This window comes from Actinomyces sp. ZJ308 (assembly GCF_011752065.1).
Lineage (GTDB): Bacteria > Actinomycetota > Actinomycetes > Actinomycetales > Actinomycetaceae > Actinomyces.
Window position 1 is genome coordinate 151,932 of record NZ_JAAIJY010000002.1, and the last position, 15,491, is coordinate 167,422.

At 68.1% G+C, this 15,491-nt stretch carries 13 protein-coding genes, 1 tRNA gene and 2 pseudogenes; 8 read left to right on the forward strand and 8 right to left on the reverse strand.

Annotation, left to right across the window (positions count from 1 at the left end):
* Positions 1-93 precede the first annotated feature (93 nt).
* Positions 94-1,092: an asparaginase gene (locus HCR68_RS01630; protein ID WP_167145551.1), complete on the reverse strand. Its 999-nt coding sequence runs from the start codon at positions 1,090-1,092 to the stop codon at positions 94-96.
* 17 nt (positions 1,093-1,109) lie between these two features.
* Positions 1,110-2,658 (reverse strand): annotated as a pseudogene (locus HCR68_RS01635) (amino acid permease).
* Between the two features lie 295 nt (positions 2,659-2,953).
* On the opposite strand from HCR68_RS01635, the gene HCR68_RS01640 reads away from it, so the two are divergent.
* The 3 genes from HCR68_RS01640 (at position 2,954) to HCR68_RS01650 (ending at position 5,073) form a co-directional block, all read left to right on the forward strand.
* A tRNA-Thr gene (locus HCR68_RS01640) sits at positions 2,954-3,026 on the forward strand.
* 615 nt (positions 3,027-3,641) lie between these two features.
* Complete coding sequence (locus tag HCR68_RS01645; protein ID WP_167145553.1) at positions 3,642-3,968, forward strand: Lsr2 family protein; 327 nt, start codon at positions 3,642-3,644, stop codon at positions 3,966-3,968.
* A gap of 367 nt (positions 3,969-4,335) precedes the next feature.
* Positions 4,336-5,073 (forward strand): phosphoglyceromutase, encoded by a 738-nt coding sequence (locus HCR68_RS01650; RefSeq protein ID WP_009746805.1) that lies wholly within the window; start codon positions 4,336-4,338, stop codon positions 5,071-5,073.
* Between the two features lie 84 nt (positions 5,074-5,157).
* Here HCR68_RS01650 and phoU read toward each other — a convergent pair whose 3' ends face one another.
* Positions 5,158-5,838, reverse strand: coding sequence for a phosphate signaling complex protein PhoU (phoU, locus tag HCR68_RS01655; protein WP_126414400.1), 681 nt, complete (start codon positions 5,836-5,838; stop codon positions 5,158-5,160).
* 211 nt (positions 5,839-6,049) lie between these two features.
* Here phoU and HCR68_RS01660 point away from each other — a divergent pair, with 211 nt between their 5' ends.
* The 5 genes from HCR68_RS01660 (at position 6,050) to HCR68_RS01680 (ending at position 11,237) form a co-directional block, all read left to right on the forward strand.
* Positions 6,050-7,351, forward strand: a complete 1,302-nt coding sequence (locus HCR68_RS01660) for an ATP-binding protein (RefSeq protein WP_167145555.1) — start codon at positions 6,050-6,052, stop codon at positions 7,349-7,351.
* A 104-nt stretch (positions 7,352-7,455) separates the two neighbouring features.
* On the forward strand, positions 7,456-8,160 hold the full coding sequence (locus tag HCR68_RS01665; protein WP_167145677.1) for a response regulator transcription factor: 705 nt from the start codon (positions 7,456-7,458) through the stop codon (positions 8,158-8,160).
* Between the two features lie 139 nt (positions 8,161-8,299).
* Positions 8,300-8,782 (forward strand): CarD family transcriptional regulator, encoded by a 483-nt coding sequence (locus HCR68_RS01670; protein ID WP_126414398.1) that lies wholly within the window; start codon positions 8,300-8,302, stop codon positions 8,780-8,782.
* Positions 8,783-8,833: 51 nt separating this feature from the next.
* Positions 8,834-9,727, forward strand: a complete 894-nt coding sequence (locus HCR68_RS01675; RefSeq protein WP_167145557.1) for a 2-C-methyl-D-erythritol 4-phosphate cytidylyltransferase — start codon at positions 8,834-8,836, stop codon at positions 9,725-9,727.
* Between the two features lie 61 nt (positions 9,728-9,788).
* Positions 9,789-11,237 carry an MFS transporter gene (locus HCR68_RS01680; RefSeq protein WP_167145559.1) on the forward strand — a complete coding sequence of 483 codons (1,449 nt, stop codon included), beginning with the start codon at positions 9,789-9,791 and terminating at the stop codon, positions 11,235-11,237.
* Positions 11,238-11,293: 56 nt separating this feature from the next.
* On the opposite strand, the gene HCR68_RS01685 is transcribed toward HCR68_RS01680, so the two are convergent.
* From HCR68_RS01685 to HCR68_RS01700, 5 genes and pseudogenes are all read right to left on the reverse strand, one after another.
* The gene (locus HCR68_RS01685; RefSeq protein WP_167145561.1) at positions 11,294-11,713 is read right to left on the reverse strand and encodes a DUF2218 domain-containing protein; all 420 of its coding nucleotides are present in this window, start codon (positions 11,711-11,713) and stop codon (positions 11,294-11,296) included.
* A 355-nt stretch (positions 11,714-12,068) separates the two neighbouring features.
* Entirely contained in the window at positions 12,069-12,995 is a 927-nt protein-coding gene (locus tag HCR68_RS01690) for an arginine deiminase family protein (protein ID WP_167145563.1), read from the reverse strand.
* 63 nt (positions 12,996-13,058) lie between these two features.
* Entirely contained in the window at positions 13,059-13,616 is a 558-nt protein-coding gene (locus HCR68_RS01695) for a TetR family transcriptional regulator (RefSeq protein WP_167145565.1), read from the reverse strand.
* Between the two features lie 344 nt (positions 13,617-13,960).
* Positions 13,961-14,113, reverse strand: a pseudogene (locus HCR68_RS14110) (helix-turn-helix domain-containing protein); the annotation flags it as partial.
* 494 nt (positions 14,114-14,607) lie between these two features.
* Positions 14,608-15,447 carry a class II aldolase/adducin family protein gene (locus tag HCR68_RS01700; RefSeq protein WP_167145566.1) on the reverse strand — a complete coding sequence of 280 codons (840 nt, stop codon included), beginning with the start codon at positions 15,445-15,447 and terminating at the stop codon, positions 14,608-14,610.
* Between the last annotated feature and the right edge of the window lie 44 nt (positions 15,448-15,491).

Consider the following 15,491-nt stretch of genomic DNA (forward strand, 5'->3'; position numbering starts at 1 on the left):
CACCCGCCAGGGATGAGTCCGGCCCCGGACGGCTCGTGAAGCCGTCCGGGGCCGATTCTGTGGAGCGGGCTCGGCTGCTCCACTGCCGGGGCGCTACTCGCTCAGCTCGCCGGCGATGGAGCGCTCCATCCACCGGGCCAGCTCGTCCCCGCGCAACCCCTGCGAGAGCAGGAACTGGACCTTGGCGTAGGCGGCCTCCAGGGTCATGTCGCGGCTGCCGACGGCGCCGCTGCGGGCAAGAGCGTCACCGGCCTCGTAGTGGCCCAGAAGGACCTCGGACTCGTGGCACTGGGAGGTGACGATGACGGCCGTTCCGGCGGCGATCACCCGCTCGATGACATCGGTCAGCCCCGGTTCCTGGGAGGGGAGGTTGCCGACCCCGAAGGCCCGCAGGACCACCGCCTCGGGCAGCGGCGTCAGCAGCGCCTCCAGGCGCGTCGCGGTGATACCCGGGGCCAGGTCGATGACGACGACGTCGTGACGCGCATAGGGGGCGGCGTCCCTCCAGCCGGCCCCTGCCGACGTCGCCGCCGCCCACTGCCACGGGGCGCCGGTGGTGGCCAGCGGGGCGGCATTGGGGGACTCGAATCCGGTGAAGGCCCACGAGGAGGACTTCGTCGCGCGGTTCCCGGCCAGAAGCCGGTGACCGAAGAACAGGCAGACCCCGTTGATGCGCCCGGAGGTGGCGGCCTTGAGCGCACCGGTGACGTTCGCCGCGGCGTCGGAGCCCAGGACCCCGAGCGGGAGCTGGGAGCCGGTGACGACGACGGGCGTGGCCAGGTCCGTCAGCGCGTAGGACAGGGCGGCGCTCGTGTAGGCCATCGTGTCGGTCCCGTGCAGGACCACGAAGGCGGCCTCCGGGTCGGCCGCGGCGTGGGCGCGCAGGTCGTCCACGATCGCCTGCCAGGACAACGGAGTGGCGTTCGAGGAGTCGATGAGCGGCTCCAGGGAGGTCACCGTCACCGCGTGCGCCAGGGGCGTGCCCTCTAGCAGGGAGCTGAGCCAGCCCTCCAGGTCGGCGCCGGGAACGAGGCCGTGGGGGGAGTCCACCATCCCGATGGTGCCCCCGGTGTAGGTGATGTGAACGTGCATGGTTCGGCTCCTGCCGGTCAGGCCTCGTGCGGTGAGGCGGAGGCTGATCCGTCCACCTCGTCGGCGAGGACCTCCTCGAGGAGGTCTCCCCGGATCCGCCCTCGCACTGCGTACCAGCCTGCCACCATCATGACGACGACGATGGCGAACAGCACCAGGGTCCACCGTCCGGCCGGGTCGGCGAGGTTGGAGGCGACAACGATGGTGAAGAAGGCCAGGGCCGCATAGTTGGTCCAGGGGGCTCCGGGCATGCGGTAGGTCGGGCGTTCCTCCCTGCCGTCGTGCACCCGTCGGAGGAAGGCGAGGTGGGTGACGAGGATGGCGCCCCAGGTGCCGGCGATGCCGATACCGGCGAGATTCATGACGATGTCGAAGGCATCGCCCGGCAGGTAGGCGTTGAGGACGACGCCGAGCAGTCCCAGCGCCGAGGTGATGATGATGCCGCCGGCGGGAACCTGGTGCTTGTTGAGCCCGGCCGCGACCCGGGGAGCCTCGCCGGCCACCGCCATGGAGCGCAGGGTGCGGCCGGTCGCGTACAGGCCGGCATTGAGGGAGGACAGCGCGGCGGTGAGGACCACGACCTGGATGATGTCGCCGGCGTAGGGCACGCCGATGCCGGAGAAGAAGGTGACGAAGGGCGACTCGGTCCTCGAGTAGGAGGTGTAGGGCAGAACCAGGGCCAGAAGCCAGACGGAGCCGACGTAGAAGACGAAGATGCGCAGAATCATCGAGTTGATCGCCTTGGGCAGGATCTTCTCGGCGTCCTTCGCCTCACCGGCGGCCACCCCCACCATCTCCGTGCCTCCGAAGGCGAAGACCACGCCGAGGGCGAGGGCGAAGACGATCGGGAATCCTTCGGGGAAGAACCCCCCCGTTTCCCAGAATATTGTGAGTGCCTGCGGTGATAGCGTCTCCGTTGGAGGCCGTACCGGTGTGAAGCCCGAGAATAATGGCGACGACGGCTACCACCATGAAGGACACGATGGCGGCGACCTTGATGAGCGCGAACCAGAACTCGGCCTCCCCGAACATCTTGACGTTGAGCATGTTGAGGATGAAGACCAGGACGAGGGCCACGAGCGCGAAGACCCACTGCGGCACGATCTGCAGATTCTTCCAGTAGTGGAGATAGAGGGCCACGGCCGTGATGTCGGCCATGACCGTCACCGACCAGTCCAGGAAGAAGAACCATCCAGTGATATAGGCGCCCTTCTCCCCGAGGAACTCACGGGCGTAGGAGACGAATGCGCCGGAGGAGGGCCTGCGGATGGCGAGCTCGCCCAGTGCTCGAACCATGAGAAACGCGAAGACGCCACAGACGGCGTAGGCGAACATCAGGCCCGCTCCGCCTTCCTTGAGGCGTCCGCCGGCACCCATGAAAAGACCGGTGCCGATGGAGCCGCCAATGGCGATCATCTGCAGGTGGCGGTTCTTCAGTGACTTGTTGTATCCCGCGTCGCCGCGGTCCTGGACGAGATCACCCTGGAGCGAGTCGGTGGAGGCGCGAGATGAATCCGGTTGGGGTGATGAAGGAGCGGAGGAAGAGCTGGACGCTGACTCGGTCATGGGGATCCTTACGGGAGGGAGACCTGTTGAATGACGTGTGGAGAATATCGGGGTCCGGCAGGGGCGGCCGGCGCGGGTGGCGCCCGCCGAGTGGAAGTCACCTACCAGGATGCGCGCTGCTTCGGTATTGCTCCAGTGCAGAGCCTGAGAATCCTGGGGGTGGAGGCCTGCCTGATGTTCTGCTGACGCGCAGGACTCCGCTCACTGTGTCGAGGAACACTGTCGTCGGTGTTGCGCTGGATTGCGGAGGCGGGCGCAGGAACGGTATGTTCGGCTCTGCTGCTGACGCCAGTACGCCGCCTTAGCTCAGTCGGCAGAGCGATTCACTCGTAATGAATAGGTCGTGGGTTCGATTCCCACAGGCGGCTCGATCAGCCCCGGGAGCACTTGCCTCCCGGGGCTTTCGCGTTACCGGACTCCTCGTTCTCGGCTGTGCGCTCTGACACACTTGCCTCGTCTATGACGGAGCTCCGTCGTTCCTGATTTCTGGGACGGCCGTGTCTCTCAATTGCTCACTCTCAAGCGGTTGAGGCTGAGTTCTGCCGTCGGGAGGCAGGATTTTCCCCTGCAGGGGTTTCGGGGGCGAGGGTGCGGTCCCGGTGGCAACAGTCATCTCTTCTGGCTGGGAGAATCATCCACTGCTGTCTGAGAGTCCTCTGGGAGGCGATCCGCCATGGGTTGGGCGGTCTTCGGATACCTCTAGTCGGTTGGAGGGGCGTGTCTGACGGGCGTGGTTTGCCTGCCTGCACCTCGTGGAGATCTCCAAAGGGGACATCAGGGCTTTCACAGTTTTCATCCCCGTTGTCGGGAGGTGTGAGGCGGTATGGCGGCGTGGGGCGCTGCGGGTTTTGGGGCTGTGGGTGTGATCAGTAATGCGGGTGGCGAAAAGTTGTGTTGCATTGAGGGCAACTATTGTTTAATCTAACGTTGTCCGCAGCGGGATACCTGCTTAGGTCCGCTCCCCCCAGTCAGAATGAGGAATCATGGCACAGAAGACTCAGGTCATCCTCGTCGACGATGTCGACGGGTCCGAGGCCAACCAGACCGTTACCTTCGCCCTTGATGGCGTGACCTACGAGATCGACCTGAACGATGAGCACGCAGCGGCTCTTCGTGAGTCCCTTGAGGAATGGGTTGGAAAGGCGCGTCGTACCGGCGGTCGTCGTAGTTCCGGTCGTCGTCGTTCCAGCGGTCCTTCCGACACTCAGAAGATTCGCGAATGGGCCCGTGAGCAGGGCCTGGAGGTTTCTGATCGCGGTCGCGTCTCTGCTGAGGTGCGCAAGGCCTACTATGAGGTCAACCCCAGCTAACCGAGGGCATGTGGGTGTGGCGGGCTCATGCGAGCCGGCACCCTGCATCGAGTCAACCTCGAGCTTATTGCCACCTCGCACCATGGTCCTGGTTATGCGCTCAGGCGCATCACCAGGACCGTCGTGTTTTCAATACGTGAATATGGCTTTCGGGTGAACACTGCACACGGGGCGGTGCCTGCTCTCTTACCCCGTGGCCCGAGGTCTGATCCCGCTCCTCCACACACGGATCATGGAGCGCGGGCCCCGCCGCGACGAGGCGAGCGTCGGGCTGCGACCCCGAAGACCGTTCCCTCACACCCCTCTGCGCAACACATAGGACCTCCAGGGCCTCGCGCGGTGCCTGTGATCCTGGCAGGATGGCCCCATGGCTTACACCCTCGTACTGCTCCGCCACGGCGAGAGCGAATGGAACGCGAAGAACCTCTTCACCGGCTGGGTTGACGTCCCGCTGTCAGACAAGGGACGCGCCGAGGCCGTCCACGGCGGTGAGCTCCTCAAGGAGGCCGGTGTCCTCCCGGAGAAGCTCTTCACCTCGATGCTGCGACGCGCCATCATGACCGCCAACCTCTCCCTGGACGCCGCTGACCGCCACTGGATCCCGGTGGAGCGTGACTGGCGCCTCAACGAGCGCCACTACGGCGCTCTGCAGGGCAAGAACAAGAAGGAGATCCGCGACGAGTACGGGGAGGAGCAGTTCATGCAGTGGCGCCGCTCCTACGACGTGCCGCCGCCCGCCATCGAGCCCGGCTCCGAGTTCTCCCAGGACACCGACCCCCGCTACGCCGGTGAGCCCATCCCCGCCACCGAGTGCCTCAAGGACGTCCTCGAGCGTCTTCTTCCCTACTGGGAGGGCACCATCGTCCCCGAGATCAAGACCGGCAAGACCGTCATGATCGCCGCCCACGGCAACTCGCTGCGCGCCATCGTCAAGCACCTGGACGACATCTCCGACGACGACATCGCCGGCGTCAACATCCCCACCGGGATCCCGCTGGTCTACGAGCTCGACGAGGAGACCCTCAAGCCCCTCAAGAAGGGCGGCCGCTACCTCGACCCCGAGGCCGAGGCCAAGATCGCGGCGGTGGCCAACCAGGGCAAGTGAGCCCATCGGCTCTTCCCTGTAACGGGCGGGCGGCGTCGAACCTTCGTCAGGTTTGACGCCGCCCGCCTCGTTGGCGCGGATCGCTCAGTGGAGCGCGTCGGCGTCCTCGGCGTCGTGCGTCTCCGGCATGGAGGCCCCCGAGACGAGGTAGGCCACGCGGCTGGCCACCGACGTCGAGTGGTCCCCGAAGCGCTCGAGGAACCGGCCCATGAGGACGGCGTCGATGACCTGCTGGCGGCTCAGGTCGTGGGCCGGGTCCAGGATCATCTGGAAGGAGCGCCGGTGCAGGGCGTCGAGCTCGGCGTCGTTGGACTGGATGACGGCGGCCAGCTCCAGGTCCCGCGTCGAGATGAGGCGGGCGACGTCCTTGCCCGCACGCACCGCCAGGTCCGCCATCTGGAGGATGAGCCCCAGGACCGGCTCGGGCAGCGGCGGCTCGGGGTAGCGGCCCCGGGCGATCGCCGCCACGTGACGGGCCAGGTCGCCCTGGCGCTCAAGGGTCTGGGCCATGCGCAGCGCGGACAGGACGTTGCGCAGGTCCCCGGCCACCGGCTGCTGGCGGGCCAGCAGCATGACGCACAGGTCGTCGATGTCCCGCTGGAGGTCGTTGATGCGCTCGTCGGCGTCGATCACCTGCTCGGCGATGACGATGTCCCCCTGGCGCAGGGACTCCGCGGCGCGCTCGATCGCGGTGGCGACCTGGTTGGCCATGGACTCGAGGTCGGAGCCCAGCTGCTTGAGCTCCTGGTTGAAGATGGCGCGCATGAGGCTGCTCCTGTTCCGGGCGGGGGCCGACGGCTCGTGTCAGTCGATGATGCGGCTCGACGGCGCTGCTCGGCGATGGTGCCGAGAGCGCTGCCAAGGATATCGGTGGATATTGGCCCAAGCACAGCAGCCCTGCGACGCCGCCGCAAGCGGCGCGCCCAGAGGCGGGCCCGGCCGGGAAGCGCCGTCGGGTCTCAACTACCCTAGAAACGTGGGTCCGACCGTCATCATTCTCCTTGTCGCAGCCGCCGCCGGCCTCGTGTGCCTGGGGGCGGGGACCGGCGTCATGCTGTCCCGGCGCAGGCGCGAGGCGGCCACGAGCGCCGCCGACCTCGCCGGCCTGGCCGGCACCGACACGGCCGTCCCCGTCCTGGCCGCGCTGCGCTCGACGGTCGTCGTCCTTGATGACGACGACGAGGTCCTGCGCGCCTCGGCATCGGCCTACACCTTCAACATCGTGCGCGACGACGCCGTCGTCGAGCCGACCGTGGCGGAGATGGTCAGGCGGGTGCGGACCTCGGGCCGGGCTCAGGACGCCGCCGTCACCGTGGCCCGGGGCAGGGTGCCGGGGGCGGGCCAGTTCCACCTGCAGGTGCGCGTGGCCGGCATCGGCCAGGGACGCGTCCTCATCCTCATCGAGGACCACACCGCCGCCCGCCGGGTGGAGGCCATGCGCCGCGACTTCGTCGCCAACGTCTCCCACGAGCTCAAGACCCCGGTCGGCGCGATCCAGCTGCTCGCCGAGACCGTCGAGGCCGGCGCCGACGACCCCGACTTCGTGCGCGAATACTCCGGGCGCATGCGCAAGGAGGCCCGCCGCCTGGGCGTCCTGGTCCAGGAGATCATCGAGCTCACCCGGCTTCAGGAGGGCGACGCCCTGGCCGAGCCCGAGGTCGTCGACATCGACGAGGTCGTCGCCGAGGCCGTGGACCGGGTTCGCGTCGAGGCCGACGGCCGCCGGATCACCCTGGTGACCGGAGGCGCCGAGGGGCTGCGAGTGCGCGGCGACGCCGCCCTCATCACCACCGCCGTGCGCAACCTGCTGGACAACGCCATCCGCTACTCCGAGCCCCGTACCCGGGTCTCGGTGGGCGTCTCGTTGGACCCGGAGCACTCCGACATCGTGCGCATCGCCGTCGTCGACCAGGGGATCGGCATTCCCAAGGAGGAGCAGGAGCGCGTCTTCGAGCGCTTCTACCGCGTCGACAAGGCCCGCTCGCGCGCCACCGGCGGCACCGGCCTGGGGCTGAGCATCGTCAAGCACGTGGCCGCCGACCACGGCGGCACCGTCGAGCTGTGGTCCGCCCCGGGACGGGGGTCCACCTTCACCCTCGTGCTCCCGCGCCTGCCCGAGGGGGAGCCGGTCCGCAACGAGCCCGGTGAGGAAGTCCCCGCCGAGGAGGATCCGGTCGAGGGCGATCCCGCCGACGACGCAGCCGGCCGGTCGTCAGGGCCCTGTCCAGCGCGGTCTTCAGGTCAGTCGTCAGAGCGGTCGTCAAGGAGCGTGTCGTGAGCCCGGCAGAGTCCTCCGCGTCCTCCGTGCCCTCTACGGCCTCCGCAGCACCGGCCGCGGGACGGACCGCGGCATCGCCGTCGTCGCCGGTCGGCCCGACCCGCATCCTCCTGGTCGAGGACGAGGAGAACTTCCGCGACCCGCTCGCCTTCGGCCTGCGGCGCGACGGCTTCGAGGTGGTCGAGGCCGAGGACGGCCAGCGCGCCGTCGAGATCTTCGAGGCCTCCCGGCGACCCGGCGGGGTCGGCCCCATCGACCTGGTCCTGCTGGACCTCATGCTGCCGCGCCTGGACGGGACCGAGGTGTGCACCCGTATCCGGCGGTCCTCCTTAGTGCCGGTCATCATGCTCAGCGCCAAGGACACCGAGCTGGACAAGATCGTCGGCCTGGAGATCGGCGCCGACGACTACGTCACCAAGCCCTACTCCTACCGGGAGCTTCTGGCGCGCCTCAAGGCCGTTCTGCGCCGTAGCCGGGCGGTCCCCGTAGAGCCCGAGCAGGTTCTGGTCGCCGGCCGGGTGCGGATGGACGTGGAGCGCCACGAGGTCAGGGTCGACGGCGAGCCCGTGGCCATGCCGCTGCGGGAGTTCGATCTCCTGGAGCTGTTTCTGAGGCATCCCGGACGGGTTCTCACCCGCAGCCAGATCATCGAGCGCCTCTGGGGAGCCGATTACGTGGGGGACACCAAAACCCTGGACGTCCACGTCAAACGACTGCGGGGCAGGATTGAGGCGGACGCCTCCAAACCGGTTCTCATCACCACGGTCAGAGGCCTTGGCTATCGACTCGACAGCGGCGCGGATCGCTGATCCTCTTTCCGGTTCCATCGCATTCCCGCTCCGATCCGGAGTCGTGATCGCCGTGATCCCTGTGAGATACGTCCCCGATCTTTTCGCGGAATGACCTGATAAACTAGAGGCCCGCAAACCAGTCTGGAGAGTCATCCTTATGACCTATGAAGTCGGTGAGACTGTCGTCTACCCGCACCACGGGGCCGCCCGGATCATTGATATCCGGCAGCGCAAGGTACGCGGTGAGGAGAAGACGTACCTGCAGCTCGAGGTGGCCCAGGGTGACCTGACCATCTTGGTTCCCGCCGAAAGCGTCGAGCTCATCGGTGTTCGTGACGTCGTTGATGAGACCGGGCTGGAAAGGGTCTTCGAGGTGCTGCGGGCGCCGCTGACCGAGGAGCCCACGAACTGGTCGCGCCGGTTCAAGGCCAATCAGGAGAAGATCGCCTCCGGGGACGTCATCAAGGTCGCCGAGGTGGTGCGGGACCTCTCCCGCCGGGACACGGACCGCGGCCTGTCCGCCGGTGAGAAGCGCATGCTGGCCAAGGCCCGTCAGATTCTCGTCTCCGAGCTGGCCCTGGCCCAGAAGACCCCGGAGGAGGAGGCTGAGTCCCGCCTGGACGAGGTCCTCGCCTCCTGAACCGTCCGGAGCCCGGGCTCAGGCAGCCACGCACACGGTAGCGTCCTGCTCGTGAGCACCACCCCTTCATCTCAGCCATCCGCCCCGCCCGCGTCCGCTCCGGGTGGGGCGGTCGCCGTTCTCACCGCGGCGGGTTCCGGCTCCCGCCTGGGAGCCGGCGTCCCCAAGGCACTCGTCGCCGTCGGCGGCATCAGCCTCCTACGGCGGGCGGCGGCCGGTCTCATCGCCTCCGGGGAGGTCAGCCATCTCGTCGTCACCGCCCCCGCCGACGACGTCGAACGCTTCCGCGCGGAGCTCGACGGCCTGTCCGAGGAGCCGGTCGACGCTGTGCCGGAGGGCCTGTCGAGCGGCCCGGGGGACTCGGGATCCGCTCGGGCGCCGGGGGAGGGAACCGGGATCCAGGTCGTCGCCGGCTCGGCGCACTCGCGGCAGGCCTCGGTGGCCCTGGGGCTTGCGGCGGCCCTGGCCGCGGTGCCGCAGGCCGACGTCGTCATCGTCCACGACGCGGCCCGGGCGCTGACGCCGCCGCAGGTGACGCGGCGGGTGATCGCCGCCGTGCGCGCCGGGCATGAGGCAGTGGTTCCGGCACTGCCCGTGTCCGACACCGTCAAGGAGGTCGGGCCCTGCCGGGCCGGTGAGCCCGAACCCGTCGTCGGCACTCCCCGGCGAGCCCGGCTCCGTGCGGTCCAGACCCCGCAGGGATTCCGGACGGACGCACTGGTGGCGGCCCATCGCGCCGGAGCCCAGCGGGCCGGCGACGAGGCACTCGCCGCCTCCGACGACGCCGGTCTGGTCGAGGCCTGCGGCGGCAGCGTCGTCGTCGTCGCCGGGGACGAACGCGCCATGAAGGTGACAACGCCGGTGGACCTGGCCCTGGCCGAGCTGCTCCTGGAGCGCCGGCCCGCGCGAGGCCGAGGCGGGCCCGCTGAGGATGGGGAGAACTGACGATCGGGTCTGTTGCCCTTTCGATACCGTGACAAGCACAGATGGTTCTATCGTCTCTCCCATGAGCACGACAGCGGCGCCTGCGCCCGCGCAGGCCGGCTCCCGCACCCGGCTCCTGTCCTGGCCCGTCATCGCCTGGGGCCTGTGGGACTGGGGGTCGGCGGCCTTCAACGCCGTCATCACCACCTTCGTCTTCACCGTCTATCTGGTCAGCGACTCCTTCGGGCCCAAGGCGGACAACGAGTCGGCGCTGTCGATCGGGCTGGCGATCGCCGGGTTGTTCATCGCCCTGCTGGCACCGGTGACCGGGCAGCGCTCCGACAGGGCCGGGCGGACCGTCTTCTGGCTCGGGGGCTACACCGCCGTGGTGGTCGCGGTCTCGGCGGCGCTGTTCCTCGTGCGACCGGAGCCCGCCTACCTGTGGCTCGGCATCGTCCTGCTGGGGATCGGGAACATCTTCTTCGAGCTGGCCTCGGTCAACTACAACGCCATCCTCAACCACCTCGCCTCCAAGGACCGGATCGGCGCCGTCAGTGGCCTGGGGTGGGGGATGGGTTACCTCGGCGGCATCGTCCTGCTGCTCATCCTCTACGTCGCTCTGGTGGGGCCGAGCCCCCTCATCTCCTTCCCCGCCGGCAGCGGCATGGGGGTGCGGGTGGCCATGCTGGTCTCGGCGGCCTGGTTCGGCCTGTCCGCGCTCCCGGTCCTCATCAACCGCTCCCGCAGGCTCGGGCGCTCTCGCACGGACCGCGACGAGGAGGTGGGCGAGGGCATGGTGTCCGCCGAGCCGGGACGGGACCGGGCGGGCATGGAGGTCGAGCCGGAGGAGGCCGTGTCCCACCATGCCGGGCACAAGGAGTCGATCCTGACCTCCTACAGGCTGCTGTGGCGCACGCTGCTCCAGCTCCACCACTTCCAGCCGCGGCTGCTGTGGTTCCTGCTCGCCGCCGCCGTCTTCAGGGACGGCCTGGCCGGAGTCTTCACCTACGGCGGCATCATCGCCCAGAACACCTTCGGCTTCTCATCGGGCGACGTCATCATCTTCGCCATCGTCGCCAACATCGTGGCCGGTGTCGCCACGATCGCCGCCGGGCGGCTCGATGACCGCTTCGGCCCGCGCAACGTCATCATGGCCAGCCTCATCACCCTGGTGGTGGCCGGGCTGCTGGTCTTCCTTCTGCACGACGCCGGCACCGTCGCCTTCTGGGTACTGGGGCTGCTCCTGTCGGCCTGTGTGGGACCGGCCCAGTCTGCCGCCCGCTCCTTCCTGGCCCGCCTCATCCCCGAGGGGCAGGAGGGTGAGATCTTCGGCCTCTACGCCACCACCGGGCGGGCGGTCTCCTTCATGGCGCCCATGATGTACGGCATCTTCATCTACCTGGGCACGCGCGTCGTCGGACCCGGGGCCAACTACTGGGGGATCCTCGGAATCGTCACCGTGCTGGCCGTCGGCCTGCTCCTCATGCTGCGGGTGGGCAACCCCGTGGCCGAGGAGACGTCGGCCGCGTAACCGACTCGGGCCGGTCGCACCGGCGAGAGCGGCACGGGGGAGGGGCCAGGAGCCGCTCAGGACGAGGCCTTGCGGGCCTCGCGCTCGGCGCGCATGCGCTCGATGTCCTCCGGGCTCAGTGGGCCCTGGGTGGTGCCGGGCGTGCCGTCCTGACGGCTCCAGCTCACGGCGAGGGCCTCCTTGGCGCCGAAGCGGGCCAGGTGGATGCCGACGACGTGCTCGAGCCTCTCGAGGTGCTCGTCGTCGGCGGACAGGTCGAGTTGGAGAACGCCGTCGTGGCAGGAGAGTGCAACGACGCCGGTGACTGTCCCCTCGCGGTCGAAGGTCAGGGAGCCGGAGGCGGTGTCCTCGTCCCACGCGGTGCTGATCTTGCGGCCCATGTGGCCGGCCAGCTGCTTGCCATACCGGGAGGGGCGGTCCGTGGTCACGCGGGCGGTGGACAGGCGCGAGAAGGTGGGCTGTGCTGAGTCGGTCATGCCCCTATCCTTACGCGCTTCTTCATCCATGGCACCTATGAAGTCCCTGACATCGCGAGGTGCGGGAAGAGGGGACGCCAGTAAGAGGCCCTGCCGGTGGGCGGTCGGGAGGCAACGCGGTTCGGGACGGGGCATTTTCTCCACACTCTGCTGGTACTGCACGAGGGGCGGGCTCTACCGGAGGACAGGTGGGTGTACTGCCCGACCGTCGGGGTGTCGTGCAGTGCGGTTAACTGTCGACCGGTAGAACCCGAGGATCGTGGAGTAGACGCCTAAGGATTGCAGCCCGAGCGTGCGGACTCTGTGAGGCGCCCAGTGGTTCCGGGTGGCCGATGCCCGGGCCGCTGGCAGTCCGTCAGTTCGCCTGGGCCGAGCCTGCCGTCGGGGAGTCTGCGGTCGAGGTGGAGCTCCTGACCAGGGGGAGGGTGGCGCAGCGGAAGCCTCCCGGGAAGCGTGTGACCTCGCTGAACTTCAGCGGCACCGGGGTGATGCCGCGTGAGCTGAGCTCGCGCTCCAGGTGGGTGGCGCGCTCGTCGATGACAATGCGGTCAGGGGCCAGCGCAAGAGTATTGACCATGAGTGCAAGCGCCTCGGTCTCGGAGGCCTCGATCAGCTCCAGGTGCTCGGCGACCTTCTCGCGTGAGCGAGGCTTCAGGGACGGTGAGTAGATGTAGCCCAGGCCCGGGCCGACGAGGGTGAGCTTGGTGTCGAGGTGGACCACGCCCCGGTGCGAGAATTCGATGGGCACGATCTGCCGGTCGATGCCTGCTCGGGCGAAGGCTCGTCGTAGTGAGCCCACCCCTTTGAGGTCGGTGGCCTCGCTCAGTCCCACGAACACGATATCGTCGGTGACGATGACGTCCCCACCCTCGATGTGGCCGTCGTCCAGGGGGACGACGCGTGAGACCTCTGCCAGCAGGGGGATGAGTGCCCTCTGCTCCCGTTGACGCACCGGATCCACTGAGCGGGCCAGGAACAGGACGTCGTCGACTGCGAAAGCGATGTCGCGTGGGTAGAGCTGGACCGAGACGTCGTCAATGGTCTCCAGCGTGCGCACGACCACTCCGGCCTCGCGCAGTACGGAGACGAACTGCTCGTGCTCGCGCTGGGCGATGTCGTGATTGGGGATGCTGACCGTATTGCTGGAGAGGTAGAACGCGTAGCTGAGGCTGGGACTGCGTAGCGTTTCTCGGATCAGCGGCCACCATCCGAAGCGCTTGTACGGCCCGATGACGACCTCCTTCAGCGGGGCGATGTCGTTGGGATTGTGAATCTGGATCATGACGCTCCTGAGGTGTTGACGTTGTTCGGCAAGCCTGCGACGCGCGCCGGAGGAGCCGGTGGCTCACTGCGGCTCCAGGAAGGGGTCCATTCCTCGAATAAGCTGCTCCGCGCTAAGGCTGGGGTCGAGGGCTCTTTGCAGCAGAAACCCGTCAACGGCGCAGACCAGGACGAGCGCCCTGTTCGGCGCGTCCCCTGCCTGCGGGCCTTCCCGTGCGGTGAGCCACTCAGCGAGGTGGGAGCGAAAGGCGGAGAACATCGCGGCCAGGTCGCTGCGCAGCTCGGTGTCGTGCGTGGCTGCGACCAGTGCCTCGTTGAGCAGGACCACCTCTGGGTAGTCGGGCTCAAGGTCGAGGCGGCGGAGGAAGGCCAGCAGCCCCTCTCGAAGGTTCGGCGCCTCCAGCGCTTCGCGGAAGGGGCCCTCCAAGAGGCTGCGGGCGCCCTCGCACGCGGCGAGGCGACGCAGTTTCTCGACACTGCCCACGTGGTAGTGGACGAGGCCGGGGCTGACCCCGGCGCGTTCGGCGACCCGGCGGGTTGTCACCGTCTCCCAGCCGCCGTCAACGACGAGCTGCTGCGCGGCGGTGACTAGTTGCTGGTGGGTCGAGGTTCTGTCGGGCACGTAGCCTCCTTCGCGTCCTCCGGGCTTGGTGAACGATGTGTTTGTACAGTTGTCTTGGACGTTCGTCCAAGGCAACTGTACAAACCTGCTCTGCCTGTCGCAACTCGAGACTCGGTTCTTAGGGGGCGCGTCATGTGGTTCAGTGCCCCTCGGTGGGGGCGTTCCGCGTGGGCTGGGGGCGTTTTCCTGCTCACGGGGCATGTCGTGCGTACGGGGGCAGTACTCCCGCACCCGTTGGCGTAGGTCCTTCTCCAGGGCCTGGACGGATCGGTGGTCGCTGCGTTGGAGCAGGTCGCGGGTGATCTCGGCGAAGAGGGGCTCGACCTGCTCCACCCCGACCACCGCCGGCCTGCCGGCCTGGGCTCGTCAACCAGACCGTCAAGACCGCGCTCAATGAACCTGCCGCGCCGCTTGCGCACCGTCGGCAACGACACCCCCGGCTCCCGGGCCACCTGAGAGTTCGAGGCCCCCGACGCCGCCAGCACGATCCTGCACCGCAGCGCCGGCGCCCGGGAGGATCTGCGCCGCCTGGCCCACCGCGCCAGCTGCTCGCGCTCACGGTCGCTGAGCGTCACCGGGATCCAGGACAGGAGCTGGCAGGGGGGTGGACAATGACTCGGCCCGCGGTTCGGGAATCCGAACCGCGGGCCCAAGCCTCGCGAGGCCCCACCTACGACCCGGGGTCCCATGCACCCGAGGAGGCGGTTCCTCCTTCGCCGGAACGACTACGCCGGGCTCCCTATGACCCGACGCCGTCTCAGGAGAACAGTCCGTCACTGGGCTCCCCAACCCTCGAGACCGTCCCTGTCCAGCGGTGGTCACTATGTAACGCCACCACCCTGTGAAGACGAGGGGCAGAATCCTGGAAAAAAACTGGGAAATTCTCGGTCGGGTCGATTCGATGAGTCAAGAGTTCTTCCGGACCAGGTGGGCGCTCATCATCGCTCAGGAGCTGTGAGGGGTCGCGGTGAACAGGGTCGATGAGGTGATGTCAGAGCAGAGTGGTCGGGACGTTGAAGGCTCCGGCAACAGCACGCAGCTCATCGGTGGTGACCCCCTCGCCGAGGCCTCCTGTCATGAGGTTGCGGACCTCGTACATGGCGCCGGTCTCGGCGTACTCGACCTTGTCGACGGCGGCCAGGGGGTCAGTATCGGAGCGCACCATGATCCCGTGCTTGGACCACATGACAAGGACATGGTCGCGCAGAGCCTTCACGCTGCTCTCCATCAGCGTCTGTGAGCCGGGGACCATGAAGTCAAGCACCTCGATTCCCTCCGGCAGCTGGACGATCGTCTCCGGCTCCCACCGCAGGATGCGGCGGTTGAACTCCTCGGTACTACGGATGTTCCTCATATGGGAGAGCTGGACCAGATAAGGGGGCTGGGCGTGGATGACGGACTGGAAGTCCACGGCGCGTCGCTCGACCTGATCGTTGTGGACTGCCAGGTGGGAGTTGAACTCGCTCGTCGGCCTCATGTACCTCCGCCTGGGGTGGGTGTACCAGGTGCCCGTGGTCCCGTCGTCGTCAACGACGAAGGCGGACACATTCGCCTCGGGGGAGTCGGCGATGTCGCGTAGACGGCATCCTGAGCCGGTCACGAGGACCGTGCGGCCGGCGAGCGCCGGAGCCGGCAGCGGCAGCTCCGTGCCGGGATGTGCTTGTGGCAGGCACTCGGCCAGGCCCAGGTCGTCAGCGTCGGCAGCGACGGATACCGAGATGTTGCCGGCTCCTGCCTCGACGGCGTTCATGTGGTCCAGTCGGAGTCCGGCGGCTCCCATTCGCGAGAGGATCTCGTCCAGAGTCGGGTGAGTGGTCGTCTGGGTGGTCATGGTTCTGTTGTCTCCAATGAGGTGTTTCGCGTTCAAAGGTTGCT

What these genes read in the sequence shown, in the direction of transcription:
- HCR68_RS01630 (WP_167145551.1), bottom strand. Translation starts at nt 1,092, where the DNA reads ATGCACGTTCACATCACCTACACCGGGGGCACCATCGGGATGGTGGAC.
- HCR68_RS01645 (WP_167145553.1), top strand. Translation starts at nt 3,642, where the DNA reads ATGGCACAGAAGACTCAGGTCATCCTCGTCGACGATGTCGACGGGTCC.
- HCR68_RS01650 (WP_009746805.1), top strand. Translation starts at nt 4,336, where the DNA reads ATGGCTTACACCCTCGTACTGCTCCGCCACGGCGAGAGCGAATGGAAC.
- phoU (WP_126414400.1), bottom strand. Translation starts at nt 5,838, where the DNA reads ATGCGCGCCATCTTCAACCAGGAGCTCAAGCAGCTGGGCTCCGACCTC.
- HCR68_RS01670 (WP_126414398.1), top strand. Translation starts at nt 8,300, where the DNA reads ATGACCTATGAAGTCGGTGAGACTGTCGTCTACCCGCACCACGGGGCC.
- HCR68_RS01680 (WP_167145559.1), top strand. Translation starts at nt 9,789, where the DNA reads ATGAGCACGACAGCGGCGCCTGCGCCCGCGCAGGCCGGCTCCCGCACC.
- HCR68_RS01685 (WP_167145561.1), bottom strand. Translation starts at nt 11,713, where the DNA reads ATGACCGACTCAGCACAGCCCACCTTCTCGCGCCTGTCCACCGCCCGC.
- HCR68_RS01690 (WP_167145563.1), bottom strand. Translation starts at nt 12,995, where the DNA reads ATGATCCAGATTCACAATCCCAACGACATCGCCCCGCTGAAGGAGGTC.
- HCR68_RS01700 (WP_167145566.1), bottom strand. Translation starts at nt 15,447, where the DNA reads ATGACCACCCAGACGACCACTCACCCGACTCTGGACGAGATCCTCTCG.